Source organism: Pantoea stewartii (genome assembly GCF_011044475.1).
Lineage (GTDB): Bacteria > Pseudomonadota > Gammaproteobacteria > Enterobacterales > Enterobacteriaceae > Pantoea > Pantoea stewartii.
In genome coordinates, this window is the sequence record NZ_CP049115.1 from 773,476 (window position 1) to 791,696 (window position 18,221).

Consider the following 18,221-nt stretch of genomic DNA (forward strand, 5'->3'; position numbering starts at 1 on the left):
AAAAAAAAGCAGCGGGATTAACCGCTGCTGGATGACTTCCACATTGCGAACAAATTTAAACGGCGTGTTTAACCTGTTCATCCAGCAGTTGTGGAAAGATATCGGCAGTATCTGCAGAAAGTTTACGTCTTTTTACGGCACGTGATGGTGGCTGGCACAGGCTGCAGACAAAGCTGCCAACAGGCTGATGTGCATGATTAATAAAGCTGCCGCTGCAGCATTTACAATCTGATAATTCCAGCATACCGCTTTCAACGAATCGCACCAGGGTCCAGGCGCGTGTTAGCGCCAACAGCGGGCCCTCGTCCGATTGCGGGCACTGCTCGAGATAAAGGCGGTAGGCTTTAATCACCGCATCAATCCCTTTGCTCAAACCGGTTTTCAGTAAAAACGTCCAGGCATTACAGAACATTGAGGCATGAATGTTCTGTTCCCAGGTCATGAACCAGTCAGTCGAGAATGGCAACATACCTTTAGGGGGTGGACTGCCACGCAACTCTTTATAGAGTTTGATCAAGCGACCGCGGCTCAGCTGCGTCTCGCTCTCCAGCATTTGTAAGCGCGCACCCAGTGTGATCAGCTCCATAGCGAGCTGAATATCACGCGCTTCCTGAACAATACTTTTCTCACCCATTATACCGCCCTCTTTTTAGTAGGCGCGGCGTCTTTCGACGCACTGCGTAATAAACGGCTGGATAAAAGAATCCCGGTATGGATTTGTTGTAAATCATCCACACGTGATTCCTGCGTCAGGCGATTAATAACGGTACTATCGGTAAAACGAAACTGACACACAAGTTGGTTGGTCTCAGCTAATTTCACCATTTCAGGTAAGGTTAATTCAGACAATGCGTCAGCCATCTTTTCATCGATCCCGAGGCGAAACATCGCAGAAGCTTTTTCCTGGTTAATTAATCGCTGCGCGAGCAGTAAATATGACAAGTTGATATCGTAAATATGTTTTAGTAATTCAGATGTACCCATTTTTCCATCCTGAGAGACGCGACGTAACTTACCGCAGATGACATCTCTGCGTATCGAGCTGCTGGTTGGTAAATCTAAAGATGGCAAAATAATTAAACATAAAAAGCAATGGTTCTGAGTTCTGCTTCTTTTTGCGACCCTGTCTGTCCGGTCAGAAGTCAATCTTTTCAGTCCACCTTATTCTTAAGTCGATAACCTTCTTCCCTGAGGCTCGCTTGCTTTTTTTAAGACTAATCCGAAAACAAGGCAAATCTATATCGGATGATCCTTACATACAACGACAGTTCGGTGAAATTTTAGATAAAGTGTGACGCAGATCACACTTTTGCCTCTATTTTCTTCAGTAACGCTTTATTATCCCTTCCTCACTGTCTGTTTTTTGCACAATTTGACGTTTTTTTTACAGGGATTTGTCCTGAGCTGGACTTAATTGGCTACAAAAATCAGGGATGATTCTGTAAGGCAGGCAGAATTCCTGTTTATCTCAATGAATGGAATTTGCACCCTATTTAGAACCAGCCAAAACCATAAAACCAGTGGAATATGCTACCCATGGCGCGCATTATTTGTATTTAAATTAGTCAGTTAGGTGATAAGACAAAAAAAAGGGAAAACAGGGGCAGAAGGCCGACAATTCTGATTACGCGCTTTCTGACAATCCGTCGTAAAGGCTGAAAGCAACCCGTTTAGAGAGCGTACACCGATGTAACAAGGAGTTACATTAAGGATATGAATGAATTGCAGGCAGGAGAGTTTTATGCATTTTAACTATCGGCAGGAATGAAGAGAACTTTAGCTTAACCAGGTAAAGAAAGTGAATGGTGGTGTTAATTGCACATTTTTACGCCACTTTGCCGTCAGACGGACGCCTGGCGACGCAAAAGCGCTTTTGAGTTAGGGGACAATCATTAGCAACAGCGTGTATGCAAAAGCGGCGGGATGTAACGCACAGCAAGCCGTCCCTGGCTTGCTCTGCTGTCAGGCGAGTTTCGGAAAGGTGGCAACCTTATTTGCCATGCCGTGATCGGCACTCCGCGGGGCAATCTTCTCAAGATCACGCAGGAAGTTTTCGCGCCATGCGGTGATGTCGTTTTTACGCAGTACCGCCATCATATCGTTATAGCGTGAGATACGCTCGGTACGGGGCATGGTAATCGCTTTATCCAGCGCCGCGGCCACTTCATCGCGGTCATAAGGGTTCACGATGAGCGCGGACGTCAGCTCGTTAGCCGCACCGGCAAAACGGGACAGTACCAGCACACCCGGATCGTCCGGATCCTGCGCCGCCACGTACTCCTTCGCCACCAGGTTCATCCCGTCACGCAACGGCGTCACTAAGCCGACATCCGTTAAACGGAAAATTTTCATCAATAAACGACGGTCAAAGTGCTGGTTAAGATAATAGAGTGGCGTCCAGCCCAGGGTGCCGTATTTCCCGTTGATGCGCCCTGCCTCGGTTTCTAACTGATGACGAATATCCTGATAGGCCTGCACATCGCCACGAGACGTTGGCGCAATCTGCGAGTAACGAATCTTGCCGTGATGCTGCGGGTAGTTTTCCAGCAGCGCTTCATAAGCCAGGAAGCGTTCCGGCAGGCCTTTCGAGTAATCCAGACGTTCGCAGGCAATGATATTGCGCACATCGCCCAGCTCCTTCTTCATCGCCGCCATTTTGGGTGGCAATGGCCCTTCAGCCATCTCCTTAATGCTGTCAGGTTCAATCCCTATCGGGTACACCTCCGTCATAAAGGTATTGCCATAGGCGCGATGTTTTTTGTCACCTTTATTCTGCAACTGCGTCAGCTGGCTCAAACTGTCGAGGAAGGCGACGCGATCAGATTCCGTCTGGAATCCTAACAGATCGTATTCGCACAACATTTCCAGCAGTTCTCTGTGCGGCGGCAGCGCATTGAAAATTTCGGGCGTCGGGAAAGGAATATGCAGGAAGAAACCGATGCGGTTGTTGATGCCTGCCCGGCGCAGCGCGGCGGCAAACGGCAGGAAGTGGTAGTCATGAATCCACAGAATGTCGTCAGGCTTGATCAGCGGTTTCAGGCGCTGCGCGACGGCATCATTAACTTCGCAGTATCCTTCCCAGGCTTCACGCTGGAACTGCACCAGGTCTAAGCGGTAATGGAAAGCAGGCCAGATAACGGTATTAGAAAACTGACAATAATAGAGATCGTACTCGTTCTGGCTCAGCGGGAAGGAGGCATATTCAATACCATCATGCTCCGTTACCGATACCGGGTTTTCTTCCTCACCCGAAAATTCACTTATCTCACCGTTCCAGCCAAACCACAGTCCACCCGTGCTTTTCAGCGCATCCAGGATGCCAACGGCAAGGCCGCCCGCGCTGGTTTTGTTCCCATTTGGCATGGCGATACGGTTAGATACAACAACTAAACGACTCATAACCTAAACTCCTTACCAACGTTATCTTGCTCTAATTGTAATCGTGTTCTTTCCAGCCAGGCATAGACATCCGTAACGTCATGTAAACGATAACGTGCCTGGCTTTCGCCTTCTCCCACTTTCACGGAAATCCCGTGCATGGCATTGACGGCGGCAAAGCCTTTCTCATCGGTCAGATCGTCACCGATGAACACCGGAATACGTCCCGCGAACGGGGCTTCCTGCATAAATGCCTGCACAGCCGCGCCTTTATCAATGCCGGTCGGTTTAATTTCAACCACACACTTTCCGGGCTGCAACGTCAGACCCGAGAAACGTTCGACGGCGGCCTGCGCAAGGTGCAATATGTCCTGCTCATGTGCCATCGCCCGACGATAATGGAGGGCAAACGCCATCCCTTTCGCTTCAAGCTGCGTATCTGGCCAGTGGGCCATTTCGGCTTCTAGCATCTGTTTCAGCTGACGTTCAGTCTCTTCGGGCAGTGACACGCGGTGTACCCTGCCCTCCGCGTCTCGACGCTCAGCGCCATGCACGCCGGCAGCCGGCGCGTGCAACGGTGCCGCAAGCGCATCCAGTTGCTCAACAGGACGACCTGATACCAGCGCCAGCGCGCCGTGGCATAAAGAAGAGAGGCGTTGCAGCTCTGCTACAACCTGTTCTGGAATGAAAGCGGCATCCGGCTGGGGCTGTATCGCTGCCAGCGTGCCATCAACATCAAAAAAGAAGGCATACAGACCGCCGCTCAATGACGGAAACGAGGCATTACTTTCTGCCGTCTGGGTCACGTGTCTTCTCCTGTAAACGGGTTCATCATCAGGACATCGCAGCAGAGAGCGTTCAGCAAGAGGTCGGCGCAAGGCCGAATGAAGTAAGGAGACTGCGCGGTAAAACCCTGCAATTCGGTAACTCTTTCTCCAAAAACATACGCGTTAAGTGCTGAAAAACTCACTGACTGTCGTTGTCGCCCCATAAAGTGTAGACGCAATCCTGCATTCTGCCAGAAATATGCATTTCCTGTGCCAGCCGTCACGCTTAATTCTGCTGCTGGCAATAACGGCGATTAACGGCCTGCTCACGCCGACTTATTTTGCGCCCGCAAAAAAGAAATAAAAATGTAATAAATGGTCCTGTTTAAGGTTTTCCTAATCTTTCTTATCCATACTGTTCACTTATTACCGTCTGACTTTCATTGTTGCGCGTTAATGCGAATGTATTAGCGCAATAATAATGGAGACATTCACTAATGATTCAACCCGGATAAAATAACATTTTTTATTATTCCGACTTTATATTAATAGTCAGTCCGTCATGTTGCCCTTTCGCATTTGATAAAACGTCTTATTACGGGTTAAGGCATTATGCCGGGCGAGACGAAAAGGGGCTGATTTGCAGCCCTTTATCTCATCTTTAATTAACGTTTCCGCTGAGCTAAGTTGAGTGACAACATTCGTCATGTCAGCAACAATCCCGGCATGTTTGCCCAAAGCAGGCACAGCCGACGAAACCGGGACGGCCTGCCTTATCCACTTGCCGGACAAGGTTGTCAAGGTGAGTTCGCGCAAGAGCGACCCGCTATTGCTGTGTCCGGTCATCGGTACTGATACAAAAGAGGTATCCTGTTAAGCGCTTATGAAAATATTAATTGTTGAAGACGATGCTCTGCTGCTGCAAGGTCTTGTTCTGGCGCTGGAAGGCACGGGCTATGTCTGCGATGCGGTTTCAACGGTCCGTTCCGCGGAAGCTCATCTTGCCAGCGGGCTTTACAGTTTGATCGTGCTGGATGTCGGCCTGCCGGATGAGGATGGACTGCACTTTCTGCAGCGTCTTCGCCGTCAGAAGCAGATGCAGCCTGTATTGATTCTTACCGCGCGTGACACGATTGATGAGCGCATCGCCGGGCTGGATGCAGGTGCCGATGACTATCTGATCAAGCCTTTCGCGCTGGATGAACTGCTGGCAAGGATTCGTGCCCTTATCAGACGTCATGTTAACCAGGGGGATACGCGCGTGGAGGTGGGCAACCTGTCGCTGGATATGACACATCGCCAGATCCATCTGGATAACGCCTTGCTTGATCTCACCCCTAAAGAGTTTTCGATTCTGTCTCGCCTGATGCTCAAAGCGGGCCATCCGGTGCACCGCGAATTGCTGTATCAGGATATCTACAATTTTGATAACGAGCCTTCGACCAATACGCTGGAAGTGCATATCCACAACCTGCGTGACAAGATCGGCAAAAGCATGATCAGAACGGTTCGCGGCTTCGGCTATGCCCTGTCCCCCTCCCAAACTGATAACGAGATGCCCGAGACATGAATACTGACCGCACCGGGACGACCATGCGTTTTCGGCTGCTTCTCACGATTGGCCTCATTATGCTGTTTTTCCAGCTCATCAGCGTGGCCTGGCTCTGGCATGAAAGTCAGGAACAGGTGCAATTTTTAGTTGAGGCGCATCTGCAGAACCGCAACATGGACCGGCATGTCCATAAAGAAGTCCGCGAAGCCGTGATGAGTCTTGCCCTGCCCAGTCTGGTGATGATTACGCTGACGCTGCTCCTGTGCTATCAGGCGGTACGCTGGATTACCCGCCCGCTCTATCAGTTGCAGCGTGAACTGGAGAACCGGAGCGAGGTAAACCTGGAACCTATCACCTTTTCCGGATCGGTGCAGGAGATTGACGCTGTTACGCACTCTGTGAATCGCCTTGTCGCACGTCTGACAGACAGTCTGGAACGTGAACGCCTGTTTACGGCCGATGTGGCCCATGAGCTGCGAACGCCGCTGGCAGGTTTACGCTTACATCTTGAGTTGCTACAACGAAATCAGGCCGTCGATACGCAACCTTTATTACATCGTCTGGATCAGATGACAGGAAATGTCGCCCAGTTGCTGCAGCTGACCCGTGCCGGCCAGCAGTTTACCTCGGGCAGCTACCAGCAGGTTGCCCTCATCGATGAAGTGATTGTGCCTATGGAAGCGGAGTTGAGTGCGATGCTTGCCGTGCGTCATCAAACGTTAACCCTTGATGTTGAGCACAGCTTCAGGGTGAAAGGCGATGCGATCCTGTTACGAATGCTTCTGCGCAATCTGGTGGAAAACGCCCACCGTTACAGCCCATCTGAAAGTAATATCACCGTGCGGCTTGAAAATACACCAGGCCCGGCGCTGATCGTGGAAGACGAAGGTGACGGCATTGATGAAAGCAGGCGCGGCGAGTTAAGCAAAGCCTTTGTCCGCATGGACACGCGCTATGGTGGCATTGGGCTGGGCCTGAGTATCGTCAGTCGGATTGTGCAGTTACATCATGGACAGTTTCTGCTGGAAAATCGCCCTGACCGTTCAGGTTGCCTGGCCAGGGTCCTTTTCGCGGTGGACTGATTCAGTTCACAAACCAGCAGGCCAGAAAGCTGATGACAGCGCTGACGGCAAGAATAACGGCAACGTACTCGCTGAATGGGCGTGATACGAAAGAGGTGGCGGTAACAGTCGTGGTTTTCATAGCGTCTCCTGTAGAATCCACCTCAGTATCGCTGCCCTGTGTTAAGGAAACATTAAGCGCCACATTCCCTGTCGCGGCTTAAACGTTCCCGACAGGGTGCCCACCGCTTGCCCTGTTCCCTGCTACGCTAAACGCATCGTGTGACAAAAAGGCCCCACATCAGACGGCGTTTAACGCGGCTCTCTTTACGCTGACGTCTTCAGAGATGTTGAAAATGCCTGACGTCATCCCCACCTCTTTCCTTCAGACCAGACAGGAGTAACATTTATGGCAATCGAATATGCAGTAATCGCAGGCGGCTGTTTCTGGTGTACAGAAGCGGTTTTTAAAGACGTGATTGGCGTTGAGTCAGTCGAAAGCGGTTACACCGGCGGCGAGCGCCCTAATCCGACCTATGAGCAGGTCTGCAGTGGCGCCACCGGTCATGCAGAAGCCATTCGCATTGGCTTTGATCCTGAGAAGGTCAGCTATGGCGATTTGCTGGACATCAGCTTTGCCACGCATGATCCAACACAGCTTAATCGCCAGGGCAATGACATCGGCACTCAGTATCGCTCCGCCATTTTCCCCGAAACACCCGAGCAGGAAGCTGAAGCCCGTGCCGCGATTGCACGCGCTCAGCAGGATCATGATAAACCGATTGTCACAACCATTGAGCCATTAAAGGCCTGGTATCCGGCAGAAGGTTATCATCAGGACTACTGGGAAGGTGCCGGCCAGCGAAACGGCTATTGCACGGCGGTGATTCCCCCTAAATTGCAAAAGCTGCGTAAGAGTTTTGCCAGTCGGGTTAAAACCGCCCAGTAACCGCCTGCCGCTGAGCGGACTTTACACTGCGTAAAAACGGGCGTTTTGTGATTAAAAAACCCGATTTTGCGCAGCCTTAACGCGATTCGTTCAGAGCTTAAGCGAATAGAAAAAAAGAAAAAAATAGTGCTTGACCGTTTCAGGTCGACTCCCTATAGTAGCGCCCCGTTGACCCAGCGCGGTCAGCAACAATTTGCGGTGAGGTGTCCGAGTGGCTGAAGGAGCACGCCTGGAAAGTGTGTATACGGCAACGTATCGGGGGTTCGAATCCCCCTCTCACCGCCACATATAGTAGGACGTTACAGGGACAAAGTCCCGTGTAGACTGGATTCCGAGACTACACAGAGACAACGGCACTACAAAAAAAGCACAAAATAATGCACGTGAAATGCACGCGCACTTTGGGCTCAAAGAAAAAGCCTCTGATTAACGTCAGAGGCTTTTCTGTTTGTGTCTAATTGAAACAAAAAATTATGCCTCTGCCGGACTCACCGGCCAGGTAATATCCGGTGCAGTTGACGTATCCACACGGTTGAGCAGTACGCGATATTTCTTCCAGTCGTTCAGCTGCGCTTTTTCCGCACCCGTCGCCATATCCAGATCGACAGCATCCTGGAGTGGATCGATTGCGACAGTCGCTGCAGCCATCAGGTTTGTTTTTTTCGTCACCGACACAGCCACCAGTTCCTCTTTTGTAGGCGGTGGAATATCTCCCCAGGCAGGCAAACCGTCTGCCCCTGCCACCCTTATTTTTCCTGCCGGTGCATTCGTGAATGTACTGAACACTTCCTCATCTACCTCTTTCCCGTCATCCGGCCATGAACCTGCAGCCTCGTAATTTTCTTTCAGTGACAGAGGGTAAAAGGCATTGTTTTTGGCACTGTACATGTACATCGATCATTCCCCTATGGCGAAAATATAAACGGTGGTGGCGACGCGAACCTTGCTGCCGTCATACGCTGAAACCAGGCATGAGCTGGCGTTATAAATCGCTGCTGATGCCCAGTTAGGCACATTCACATCGACAGGAGAGGCAACAATCATATTGGCACCGGACATGAACGGGATGGGGAAACTTACCTGAACAGCCGCTGACGTACTTGTGGTAACCTGAAACCACTGCAGGATTTTACCGCCCGGCAATTTCTGCCACCCACTTCCTTTGGTAAATGAATTCATGTCCGGGATCTGATTCGGACCAGAACCCACAGTATAAGTGGAGGCATTACCCAGTCCGAGGTTATTCCTTGCATCCGCAGCCGTTGTCGCGCCAGTCCCTCCACTTGCTACCGGAACCGTGGTCATTGTTGCGACGGGACCCAGCCCGAGATTAGTTCTCGCGGCGTCGGCTGTTGTTGCTCCTGTACCGCCGTTTGCGACAGGCGCTGTATCCTGGACTGAAAGCGCTCCCAGCCCGAGGTTAGTCCTCGCATCTGCCGGTTTTACCGCGCCCGTGCCTCCCCGGTCTACTGGCAGGGGGATAGTCTTGCCTGTTGAATCCTGAGCGCCCCACGTCCCGCTGTTGGCCATAACAAGCGAGTAATTGTTATTGGGCGACAGCATGTAGTTATAAGCGCCGGCAGACTGGTCATTGGTTGACGAGAAGCCCTGTAAGTTTAGATTTTTACGGGCATCAGATGCGTTTTTCGCGCCGGTTCCGCCGTTGCCCAGGGCCAGCGGAATAATACCGGTATCGGTATTCCATGCGCCCCAGCCACCGTTATTTACGAGAATGTAGCTTTTTTTGTCCGGTGAACGGATATGCGTTTCGTCGGGTGTCTGCTCATATCTGTCGATCCCCAGAGCAGGAATAAGAGCGGACACGAAATTAGTTAACAGCGTGGCAATGTCGCCATTGTCTTTTGCGTCCAGTCCGGCAGCAGCAATAATCTGTCCTACCATTGCAGCCACTGTTGTGGACTGCCTCAGCGCCTTGTTGATTTGTGCTGAGGAAGCCTTGCCCGACTGAAAACCCGTCTGGAGTGCAGGGAGATTTTCATAGTCACCCTGCGATGTGACGTTCGCACTTGCGTCCGTTGCGAAAGCTTTAAAATTGTTCACTGACATCAGAGTTTCGTCTCCCATGCGCCGCTGTCAAAGCCCGATATGAACTCGTTTTCCATATCGAAACCAAAAAATGTGCTTCCCTCAGACGGTGTGATGACCGAGGGGATTTGAATATTTCCGGCAAATACGCCCGCTGCTTTTACTGTCAGATAGCCCTGACGGATGGCCGCAATGAGTTCTCTCGACACCAGGCTGATATCCTTTTCAGGAAACACCCAAAGCCCGACAGTCATGTCCTGCCCGTCTACGATCTGCATTGTCAGGCCGGAACCGGCCAGCGCGTTATCCAGAATTCCTTTTAACGAACCGTTGGTGCCGTCCCAGTTGTTAATAGCGATTTTGGCTTTGAGGATAATCCGGTAGGTTTCATCACTGAGACGGGTATAGCCGCTGTCCGGATCATACGGCCCCTGCCAGACACCCTGATCCCAGCCCAGACCATCCGTATCAAAGGAAAAATAAACCCCTGAAATAGGTATGGCCACCGTGCGGCTCCGGCCTATCCATTCCCCGAGGGTGTCCAGCTGAACGCCCACGGCCTGATCGATATCAAAGGCCGTCAGTAGCCCGTCCATGGCACTGCCGGTATCCGTGAGGGGGCGTGTGGACAAATCGACATGCTGTGTAAAAAGAGGCTTAGTCCGGTGATAATTCGTTATCAGGTCGGTGTATCTGCTCATGACGCCACCGTAACTGTGATTTTGTCCACTGAACAGGTCACGGCCTCGTTAAACGCCGTCACGATATTGGCCGGTGCGACCGTTGCCGCCGAACGCCCGATCTGCAGGCTGTTGATGTCGTAATACCGACTCTCACCCCCGCTCACCACGCCGAGGTTTGCCGGTGAGTAAACCCGGCTCAGCAGCAGATCATCGCCGATATCCAGCGAGTTAACGTAATCCGCAATCGCCTTTTTGATATCATTACCGACCTGCGTCGTGTAGCCCTGAAACACCTTAAGCGTGATGGCCACAAAAACAGGTACCGGCGATGACCTTGAAAAACTGATGGTGTGGGGGTTTTGCCACGCGTCAGGCACGGTAACGGAGGTACTGCCAAACGTGGCGACGCCCTGCCCCTTTTTGCTCTGGATCACCTGAGCAATGGCGTTCACGTCTCCACCGTCAACAATTGCCGCTACGGAGTGCGCAGGCAGTCCGTTTGCGTCCTGGCTCCCGGTGTCGTTTTCATAGAGTTTGTGACGCGTCACGCCGGTAACATTCGCGATCGCCCCGTCCAGCGCTGCAAATGGCGTCAGGGACGGAAGCGCAACACTCTGCCGCTGGCGGATGCGAAGTTCTGAATCCGATTCTGCTGCACTTCCAACCGTGGCCGCTGACGCATTAGTAACGCTCGTCCAGCCGCGCGTGGGCGTGTTAATTTTACTGACCGAGCCCGCCACAGCGGCAACAGCGCCTGACATCGCACAGGTGGAAGTGGCAATCACGGTACCGCCCGGGCCGATGGTCACGCTGGCAGGCAGGTTCCAGATAATGCCGTTGGCGTCCTTGACCGAACCGTTGGTAATCGTGGTACCCGCCGTACCGCTCAGCGTCAGGTCAGCAGTTGAGTTCGTGGCCGCCCGGCGACTGATACCATTAATTTTAACGTTACGTGAAAGCGCGTCGGTCATACCTGTTGACGGCGAAAACGAGTTGTAAACCGCAATGGCGGTGTTGTTGGCATCGTGAATGGCCAGCGCCACCAGAGCTACCATCTGACCGTCTTTACTGTCCGGGTCCAGATAGGCATCGGTACCGTAAATCTGCTGAAAGTAGCCGGTGATGGTGGTGAGGATGGTCTGATAAGCAGGCGCACTGATTCCCTGGGCGGTTACCGTTGCCGATAGCCCCAGCGTGTCTAGGTTGAGAGCCATTAAGCCTCGCTTGTAACGGTAGTCGTCCCGTAGATGGTGTCGATCGTCGCGGTGAAGATTACCCGGCGACTGGTGGTGTTCAGGTTGGTATCGAAAGAGATAAGGGATTTAACGCCCCGTGTCTCAAGAATGCGCTGGCGTATGGCGAGGCTGTACGTTTCCGGCTTCTGCTTTCCGAGTACCGACTGTATCTATGGGGTGCCAGCCGTGGTATCAAGAAACCACTGACCGTACCAGAGCAGAAAGCGCGTTTTCACTGCCTGCGCCACCGCCTCGGGTGAGTTAATCAGCCAGGTATCATCGCCACGGCCAAATGTGTAATCGCCGTCAGTGTCTTCGCGACGGTATCTCATTGCGGGCCGCCCGTCTGACTGCTGCCCGACTGCACGCCAGAGTGAACGTGTCCGGTCTGGCTGATGCCCTTCGCTACCTGATCGCCGGTTGATGTCACGGTACCGTTAACCTGAACGTTGCCATTCACTGTAAGCAGTGGTGTGGTGATGTTCACGTTGCCGCCCTGCATCAGTTCGATAAAGCTGCTGCCATCGTCGGTGCGAACCTGCACGGACGTGGAGCTGATGCCGGATATCTTCTGCGCCTGTGACTGTGGGCCAACGAAGGCAAACGCATCGGATAAATCATGCTGACGCGGATCGACAGGCTCCTGAACGCCGCCATTCTGCCACCAGAAATCGATACACCGGTCTGCAAAAACTACCGTACACTCATCGCCAGCTTTAACCGGGAAAGTGATGGTGCAGCCGCCGCCGCGCGGGAAGTACACCGGCACATCTGTGAGTAGCGGGTAATCATGTGTAGACTCATTCCCGTCACTGTCCCTCTCGATATACCGGATGGCAGGCTGCACCACCACCGTGACAGTATCGGGATCAAATGACTGTACGATTCCAGGTAATGCCACACGCAGTTGATTGTTTATCACGTTGCGCTCAGTTTTTAGGACTTCAGACAGTTCACCGCTGCGGGTCTGGCTGGATACGGTCATGTGCTTTTCTCCGGGCATAAAAAAAACCCGCCAAAGCGGGTTATGGTCATCTTTCAATCGAGGGAGGTTGATGGTGGTAACTTAAATGGGGGGTGTGCATCGTAACTAACAAAACGTACTTCATTAATTTTGTTCTGATATTGAACTACATACTTAGATGTCCAGTCCCCAAAACTTCTACTTTTATCGTATTCAGTATGACCAATATGGTAATGCCAGAGCCTGTTTTTAATTGCAAATTGGATTAGCTTTTCACGCTGCGCATGACTTTTGCTCACACCGGTAGAAGGTTTATTCCGTCCCGGTAGATCATCAAAACCCGTATTATTTAAAGAAACAGTAAAATCACCAATTAATTTCAACTCATCATCAGAGAGTGAAGCCATTTCCTTAAGGAAACTTTTTGAATACAAAACAGTGATCTGCATCCCTACCCCTTCATTCCTTTAATCCATTTTACGAAATCGTCCCCCGAGTTGACCCAAGATGGGTGTTCCACCATTGGTTCAGATAGAGCATTCTCAATCTTATCAATCTGGATACCAACTGGATAATCAGATTCAATGAAATTAGGGAGTATCTCCGTTAACCCCTTAACTGCATTATAATAATCGCTAAATGCTTTAAGAGTCTTAATCTCAAGATGTTTCAAGGTAGCCATATGCGGACGCCAAGCAGGAGAGGCTGAGGCCATGAAAAAAGCATACTTAAGCCTTTTTATTCCTACATTAAGCCTTTGAGCAATATCGATTAATTGTTCCTGATCTACATCATCAATACGCAACTCCTGCATCTCTTCAGCAGAGCCATGCAGTAATATTTGCAGATAAGCATTACCTTCCTCTGCCTTAGAAGCAGCCAGGTCGATACGCTGGTAAGCCATCTTCATTATGTCCCTGACTTGTTTTTTTGACAGGGATTCTGAGTGAGCACGGTCAAACTCCCCAAAAGAACGTTCAATCTTTCTGGAGAAGGATTCCATAAATTTATCGACTGCTGGAGCATTCGGCGGTGTAAATGCCAACGCTGCACTCAAGCCAATCATAAACTCACCTATTATTGATGCATACTTTAGTGGCGCCAGAGTATCGCATATTGTAGAGAGGGATCAATCCGCCACTTTCACGCACGGGAACGAGCCGATCACGCGCGGTGCGTCCATGCTGGCTTGCAGCAGCTGGACGTTTAGAAAGCGTGAGTCGCTACCATCAGGATGGACATACTCAAATCCGTAATTATTGCCGTCACGCGCTGGCATTAGCCCCATTTGGACTCTCAGCCCAGCTTTACCCAAGTCAGTTATTTTCTGAGAGGTTACATACTCGCCATTAATTTTAAACATCGAGTTAGGGATCAGATCCAGCTTATAACCAGCGCATCTTAATGTTAATCCACCATTATTTGAGGCGGATGTAACACCCGACATGAGACAAAACCCCAAGATGATCCAATTTTTCATTTTTAGCCTTTCTGCTGTAAAGACGCTGCTGACCGCAAATCTTGAGCTCCGCGCGCTTCACACATTAAGTCCATGTACCACGCCTGACCTCTGGTATCGCCAGTGTACATAATAGCGACAACTTTATAAACGCCGTCTGTTGCGATACTGGCAGGATTTGAAACTGTTCCGCTTGTTGTCGTATTACCGTTGGTGGTCTGGTCGGTAATCCTTCCCGGTGACATGCTGATGTCGCTGCCCGGCAATGCGGCGCGATTGATCACCACATCGCCCTGATTCAGCCTTATCAGGCCATTAACCCGGATGTTGGGATTGATGAGGCTGCGCACGTTGATGCCGTTACCGATAGTCTGCTGCGGCATACCGATAAGCCCGGTATCGCTGTTCAGCTCAATGGCCTCATGCACCACTTCATTATCGCCCACCATTTCCATTTTGCCGTCAACGAACATCCAGGTTGCGGTACACTGCTGCGCCACGTTGTCCATCAGGTCGCGCGTCATGCCAAACAGCACGCGGCCACGCGGGAAAACAGTGGGCGGCATTGCCGGTAAGTTGCCCTGCTCCGCGCCTTTGGCCGCAAAATCTTTCATCAGCGCTTTCTGTACATCCGCCGTGGTGTACCCCGCCGCCAGCGTCATGCTGGTTATGCTGGTCGAATACGCCTGGTGCGCGTCAACTGCCTGGATGAGCACGAAAGAATCAACCGGGTTTTCTTTGCCTGTCAGCGAATAGCGGATTTCGCCATCGAAGATCACGCCGTAGTTGCGTCCGTCCTGCTGGCCCACCTTGTTGGCATCGACAGACCGCGCCACGCCAACCTGATCCGCACTGACGTCCGGTGCTATCCCGTCATAACCGGCAATGGCCCGGACGCGGGAAAATTCCTCACCCATGATGCGCTGCACGGTATCCGGCGCAAGATTATAAATGCGAAACGTCCCGACACGCGTCTGGCTGCTGAGGTTGAACCAGTCGATATTAAACGTCACCTTGAAGTCGCCCAGGTCAATACCCTTGCCGTCCTTGTCCACCACCTGCAGTTCAAAATGACGCATCCAGTTCTGTGACATGCTTACTCCGTAATGATGTAAAGGTGACTGCGTGTACCGAGATCGGTTTCTGTCGGGTAGTCCTGACCGGGTACGTCACAGACCACCAGTAGCGAAAATCCCAGTCCGAGGTAATTAAACGGCTCCATAAGGTCCGTGCCGGTGACCAGCGGTATGCCTGAAATAATGGCTGACCCTGTGCCGTCTGAGATATCCAGCACCCAGCAGATATCGCGCCACAGAACGCGAAATGAATAACTTCTCCCTTTTACCGCCATGCTGAACTGCTGATTGTCTGGCGAAAGCAGAATTTCACTGATTGCCATTACTGGATCCCTATCAGATTACCGGCTGAGGTACCTTTCAGCCCGTCAAGCGCACCCGATGATTTGAGGATCGACACGTTGACAGGCTGGGGAGTTTTCGAGCCGGTATTGGTTACGGCGGACGTGGATGCGCCCGCTTTCATGTCCGACTTATCCGCTACCTGGATACTCTGCGTGCTGGTGATGATGATTTCTCGAAGGGTTAGCGTGGCAGACAGCACGTTTTCGGTAAAACGGTCGGTGGTGACTTCCAGATTCTGTAACAGCATATTGCTGTACAGCCGCTTGCCGGTTACCACGTCAAACGGCATCCGGTCAGACTGCAGCTTAAGCAGCTGTTCGTACACTTCACGCGGGCTGATCCCGAGCAACGATGTGGCCGTCAGGTTACTGGCAAAGTCCAGCAAGGAACCACCACCGGCAAAACCCACCTGCATCACCACCTCAGACGGTCGCTTGTATGCGTGGTCAGAAACGGACGCGCCCACCTCAACAGGATGCTCGGTTATCTCCAGGCGATCGCTGTGTTTTTCAGACACCACGACGCTGGGAACGATAATGCCGATTTTGCGCGACTGGAGCCGGAACAGCGTAGAAAGGATATCCATCAGCCAGCCCCCACTTTATTTTTACCAATATTTATCGCTTTCTCATTCACTGATCGGCCTACCTGATCGCCAATCTCGCGAGCGTTGCCACCATAAATGTTATAGGTGTTCTGCTGATGAACGGTGTGGCCACCACCTGGCATATTGCTGAGCACACGGGGAACGTAGTTGCGCGTTTCCTGCGGCATCAGTGCCATGCCATACTTCTGGACGTTGCCCAGGCCCCAGTTATACGAGGCCAGCGCTTTGGTCAGGTCACCACCGTTGGCTTTCAGCAACTGAGAAAGGTACTTTGCTGCCGCCTGTGCGGCCTTCATCGGGTCGAACGCTTCACCACGGCCCAGCCCCATATCGCGGCCGGTACCCGGCATCAGCTGAAAAAGCCCCTGCGCACCGGCACCGGAAACGGCGTTGGGATTACCGGAGGATTCGGCTATTGCCACACTGCGCAGCAAACCTTCCGGCAGCCGGTAAAGCTGTTCCAGCCTTTGCATCGCCGGTTGCATCCAGCCCAGCAGCACGGCACCGTCTTTTGTCGGCTGCGGACGTTTGCCATCACCGAACCAGCCGTTAACGGTCTGGCCGATGCTGCGTGGATCAAAGCCGGTTTTGTCTTTAAACCAGTCGGCGGCATTGTTTGCGCTGGATGACACCACAGGCAGCGCATCGGGATTTTCTTTACCCTGGTGCAGTATGTGACTGCCAATGCGGGCGGCATCAGACCATCGGCCCTCGTTAATGGCGCTGAGCAGGTCGCCGATCATCGACAGCATTTTACCGAACTCGCCAAACTGCTTTGTCAGGCTGGCGATGTCACTTTTCAGCGTCCAGTTTTTAAGGTCGATGTTGAGCAGGCGCGCAACCTGATCGCCCGCGTCCCTGAGCGACGTTTTCAGTTCCTTTATGGCTTTCAGGGCAGCGTCAACATCCGGCTGCCACTTTTTCCAGTCAATCAGGCTTTTGCCGCCTTCCTTCCACACCCTGTAATCGTCATAAAGTGCGAAGATTGCCAGGCCTAACGCGGTGACGATCCCCACAGGCGACATCAGAAAAGCAGAATTCAGCACGCGCCAGGCAACCACCAGGCCGCCGAAAATTTCGATAAGCTGGCGCGTGCTCTTGTCCAGCGTGTTCCACCAGTCCCGGATGTCGCCCGCAGCCTCAATGAGCCGGAAAACCACCTTTCCGATGGTGTCAGCCAGCCACAGAATGAGTTTTATGCCGCCCGTCAGCGCCGCTTCAATTTTCGGGAAATTATCGATGACCTGTTTACGCAGGCTGTCGATGGAGCCCGCCAGACCGCCCGCAAGGTTTGAGCCGATTTTGTCCCGCGCCATGCCCGCCATTTCACCAAATGACCGCAAAGAGGTCATAAAGCGGTTAGAACTCACGGCGGCCGCATCGGCGTTATAGCCAATGGCTTTTGCCATCTGCGTATACTGCGCGGAGAACTGGCCCACGCCACGGCGCATTGCCATCAGCGTGTTTTCATCAATGCCCAGCATCTGCGCGTACTGGTTGGCGCGGTAATACGGCATATTGCGCAGCTTATCGCCGACACCCGTAAAAATGCTGGCCATGTCGCGCATGTTGCCGCTGGCGTCCCGCGTCTGCACGCCCAGGCGGTTGAGAAAGCCCTCAGCGCCCGGATTGTTACGCATGAAGTGCGCGAGGCTTTCAAGCGATGAGCGCGCCCCGTCAACGGTACCGCCCATCTGGGACACGGCAAAACCGATCTGCTGAATGCCCGCCACCGTTGCCCCGGTGCGCTGCGACATCCAGTAGAGGTTATCCAGCCCGCTGGCGATTTTCGCCGTAAACGCCACCACCGACAGCGCCGCCGCCTCGACCGCCGCACCCAGCTTTACCGCCTGTAGCGTGGTGGCCGCTATCGTGGCGTCAAACTTTTTCGCGCCGGATTCGTCCACCTGAAAACCCAGGGAGATCAGGAAATCCTTGATTACATCAGCGTTCATTCGCGGCTCTCCAGCGGGCTATACGGGCTTCATTGTCGGCCTTCATATCCAGCCAGTCGTTCATACGGGCAAAATCGGCGAGGTCTAACTTACCGTCTGTGAGGGATTCATAGCGACACACGCCCTCAGTGACAGGGCGCATCA

Annotated in this window: 20 protein-coding genes, 1 tRNA gene and 1 pseudogene; 4 read left to right on the forward strand and 18 right to left on the reverse strand. The window is 52.3% G+C overall.

The window, feature by feature from the left end; all coding sequences use genetic code 11:
• Positions 1–55: 55 nt before the first annotated feature.
• From flhC to otsB, 4 genes are all read right to left on the reverse strand, one after another.
• Positions 56–634, reverse strand: a complete 579-nt coding sequence (flhC, locus tag G5574_RS03555; RefSeq protein WP_033742000.1) for a flagellar transcriptional regulator FlhC — start codon at positions 632–634, stop codon at positions 56–58.
• The gene (flhD, locus tag G5574_RS03560) at positions 634–984 is read right to left on the reverse strand and encodes a flagellar transcriptional regulator FlhD (RefSeq protein WP_006120236.1); all 351 of its coding nucleotides are present in this window, start codon (positions 982–984) and stop codon (positions 634–636) included. Before flhD ends, flhC begins: the two co-directional genes overlap by 1 nt.
• 978 nt (positions 985–1,962) lie before the next feature.
• The gene (otsA, locus tag G5574_RS03565; protein ID WP_058701775.1) at positions 1,963–3,399 is read right to left on the reverse strand and encodes an alpha,alpha-trehalose-phosphate synthase; all 1,437 of its coding nucleotides are present in this window, start codon (positions 3,397–3,399) and stop codon (positions 1,963–1,965) included.
• Positions 3,396–4,184, reverse strand: a complete 789-nt coding sequence (otsB, locus tag G5574_RS03570) for a trehalose-phosphatase (protein WP_054633632.1) — start codon at positions 4,182–4,184, stop codon at positions 3,396–3,398. Before otsB ends, otsA begins: the two co-directional genes overlap by 4 nt.
• A gap of 844 nt (positions 4,185–5,028) precedes the next feature.
• Here otsB and pmrA point away from each other — a divergent pair.
• From pmrA to G5574_RS03590, 4 genes are all read left to right on the forward strand, one after another.
• On the forward strand, positions 5,029–5,715 hold the full coding sequence (gene pmrA / locus G5574_RS03575; RefSeq protein ID WP_033742008.1) for a two-component system response regulator PmrA: 687 nt from the start codon (positions 5,029–5,031) through the stop codon (positions 5,713–5,715).
• Entirely contained in the window at positions 5,712–6,779 is a 1,068-nt protein-coding gene (gene pmrB / locus G5574_RS03580; RefSeq protein WP_033742011.1) for a two-component system sensor histidine kinase PmrB, read from the forward strand. Before pmrA ends, pmrB begins: the two co-directional genes overlap by 4 nt.
• Positions 6,780–7,167: 388 nt before the next feature.
• Positions 7,168–7,707: a peptide-methionine (S)-S-oxide reductase MsrA gene (gene msrA, locus G5574_RS03585; RefSeq protein ID WP_164482032.1), complete on the forward strand. Its 540-nt coding sequence runs from the start codon at positions 7,168–7,170 to the stop codon at positions 7,705–7,707.
• A 197-nt stretch (positions 7,708–7,904) separates the two neighbouring features.
• Positions 7,905–7,992, forward strand: a tRNA-Ser gene (locus G5574_RS03590).
• A 186-nt stretch (positions 7,993–8,178) separates the two neighbouring features.
• On the opposite strand, the gene G5574_RS03595 is transcribed toward G5574_RS03590, so the two are convergent.
• The 14 genes and pseudogenes from G5574_RS03595 to G5574_RS03660 all read right to left on the reverse strand — a co-directional run bounded on the left by G5574_RS03595 (position 8,179) and on the right by G5574_RS03660 (position 18,219).
• A complete protein-coding gene (locus G5574_RS03595) occupies positions 8,179–8,601 on the reverse strand; it encodes a tail fiber assembly protein (protein ID WP_164482033.1) in 423 nt (140 codons plus the stop codon).
• A 3-nt stretch (positions 8,602–8,604) separates the two neighbouring features.
• Positions 8,605–9,774, reverse strand: a complete 1,170-nt coding sequence (locus G5574_RS23960; protein WP_164482034.1) for a gp53-like domain-containing protein — start codon at positions 9,772–9,774, stop codon at positions 8,605–8,607.
• A complete protein-coding gene (locus G5574_RS03605; RefSeq protein WP_164482035.1) occupies positions 9,774–10,454 on the reverse strand; it encodes a baseplate wedge 1 family protein in 681 nt (226 codons plus the stop codon). Before G5574_RS03605 ends, G5574_RS23960 begins: the two co-directional genes overlap by 1 nt.
• A complete protein-coding gene (locus tag G5574_RS03610; protein WP_164482036.1) occupies positions 10,451–11,650 on the reverse strand; it encodes a baseplate J/gp47 family protein in 1,200 nt (399 codons plus the stop codon). The genes G5574_RS03605 and G5574_RS03610 overlap by 4 nt, the downstream gene beginning before the upstream one ends.
• Positions 11,650–12,003: pseudogene (locus G5574_RS03615) on the reverse strand (contractile injection system sheath initiator). Before G5574_RS03615 ends, G5574_RS03610 begins: the two are co-directional and overlap by 1 nt.
• Positions 12,000–12,656, reverse strand: a complete 657-nt coding sequence (locus tag G5574_RS03620) for a Gp138 family membrane-puncturing spike protein (RefSeq protein WP_164482037.1) — start codon at positions 12,654–12,656, stop codon at positions 12,000–12,002. The pseudogene G5574_RS03615 and the gene G5574_RS03620 overlap by 4 nt, the downstream one beginning before the upstream one ends.
• A 53-nt stretch (positions 12,657–12,709) precedes the next feature.
• Positions 12,710–13,084 carry a hypothetical protein gene (locus G5574_RS03625; protein ID WP_164482038.1) on the reverse strand — a complete coding sequence of 125 codons (375 nt, stop codon included), beginning with the start codon at positions 13,082–13,084 and terminating at the stop codon, positions 12,710–12,712.
• A 2-nt stretch (positions 13,085–13,086) separates the two neighbouring features.
• A complete protein-coding gene (locus tag G5574_RS03630) occupies positions 13,087–13,701 on the reverse strand; it encodes a hypothetical protein (RefSeq protein WP_064352517.1) in 615 nt (204 codons plus the stop codon).
• A gap of 63 nt (positions 13,702–13,764) precedes the next feature.
• Entirely contained in the window at positions 13,765–14,115 is a 351-nt protein-coding gene (locus tag G5574_RS03635; RefSeq protein WP_164482039.1) for a hypothetical protein, read from the reverse strand.
• A gap of 2 nt (positions 14,116–14,117) precedes the next feature.
• On the reverse strand, positions 14,118–15,188 hold the full coding sequence (locus G5574_RS03640; protein ID WP_164482040.1) for a hypothetical protein: 1,071 nt from the start codon (positions 15,186–15,188) through the stop codon (positions 14,118–14,120).
• A gap of 2 nt (positions 15,189–15,190) precedes the next feature.
• Entirely contained in the window at positions 15,191–15,493 is a 303-nt protein-coding gene (locus G5574_RS03645) for a phage baseplate plug family protein (RefSeq protein WP_164482041.1), read from the reverse strand.
• Positions 15,493–16,101 carry a phage baseplate protein gene (locus G5574_RS03650; protein ID WP_064352513.1) on the reverse strand — a complete coding sequence of 203 codons (609 nt, stop codon included), beginning with the start codon at positions 16,099–16,101 and terminating at the stop codon, positions 15,493–15,495. The genes G5574_RS03645 and G5574_RS03650 overlap by 1 nt, the downstream gene beginning before the upstream one ends.
• Complete coding sequence (locus G5574_RS03655; RefSeq protein WP_164482042.1) at positions 16,101–18,077, reverse strand: transglycosylase SLT domain-containing protein; 1,977 nt, start codon at positions 18,075–18,077, stop codon at positions 16,101–16,103. The genes G5574_RS03650 and G5574_RS03655 overlap by 1 nt, the downstream gene beginning before the upstream one ends.
• Positions 18,067–18,219, reverse strand: coding sequence for a DUF6889 family protein (locus tag G5574_RS03660; RefSeq protein WP_164482043.1), 153 nt, complete (start codon positions 18,217–18,219; stop codon positions 18,067–18,069). The genes G5574_RS03655 and G5574_RS03660 overlap by 11 nt, the downstream gene beginning before the upstream one ends.
• Between the last annotated feature and the right edge of the window lie 2 nt (positions 18,220–18,221).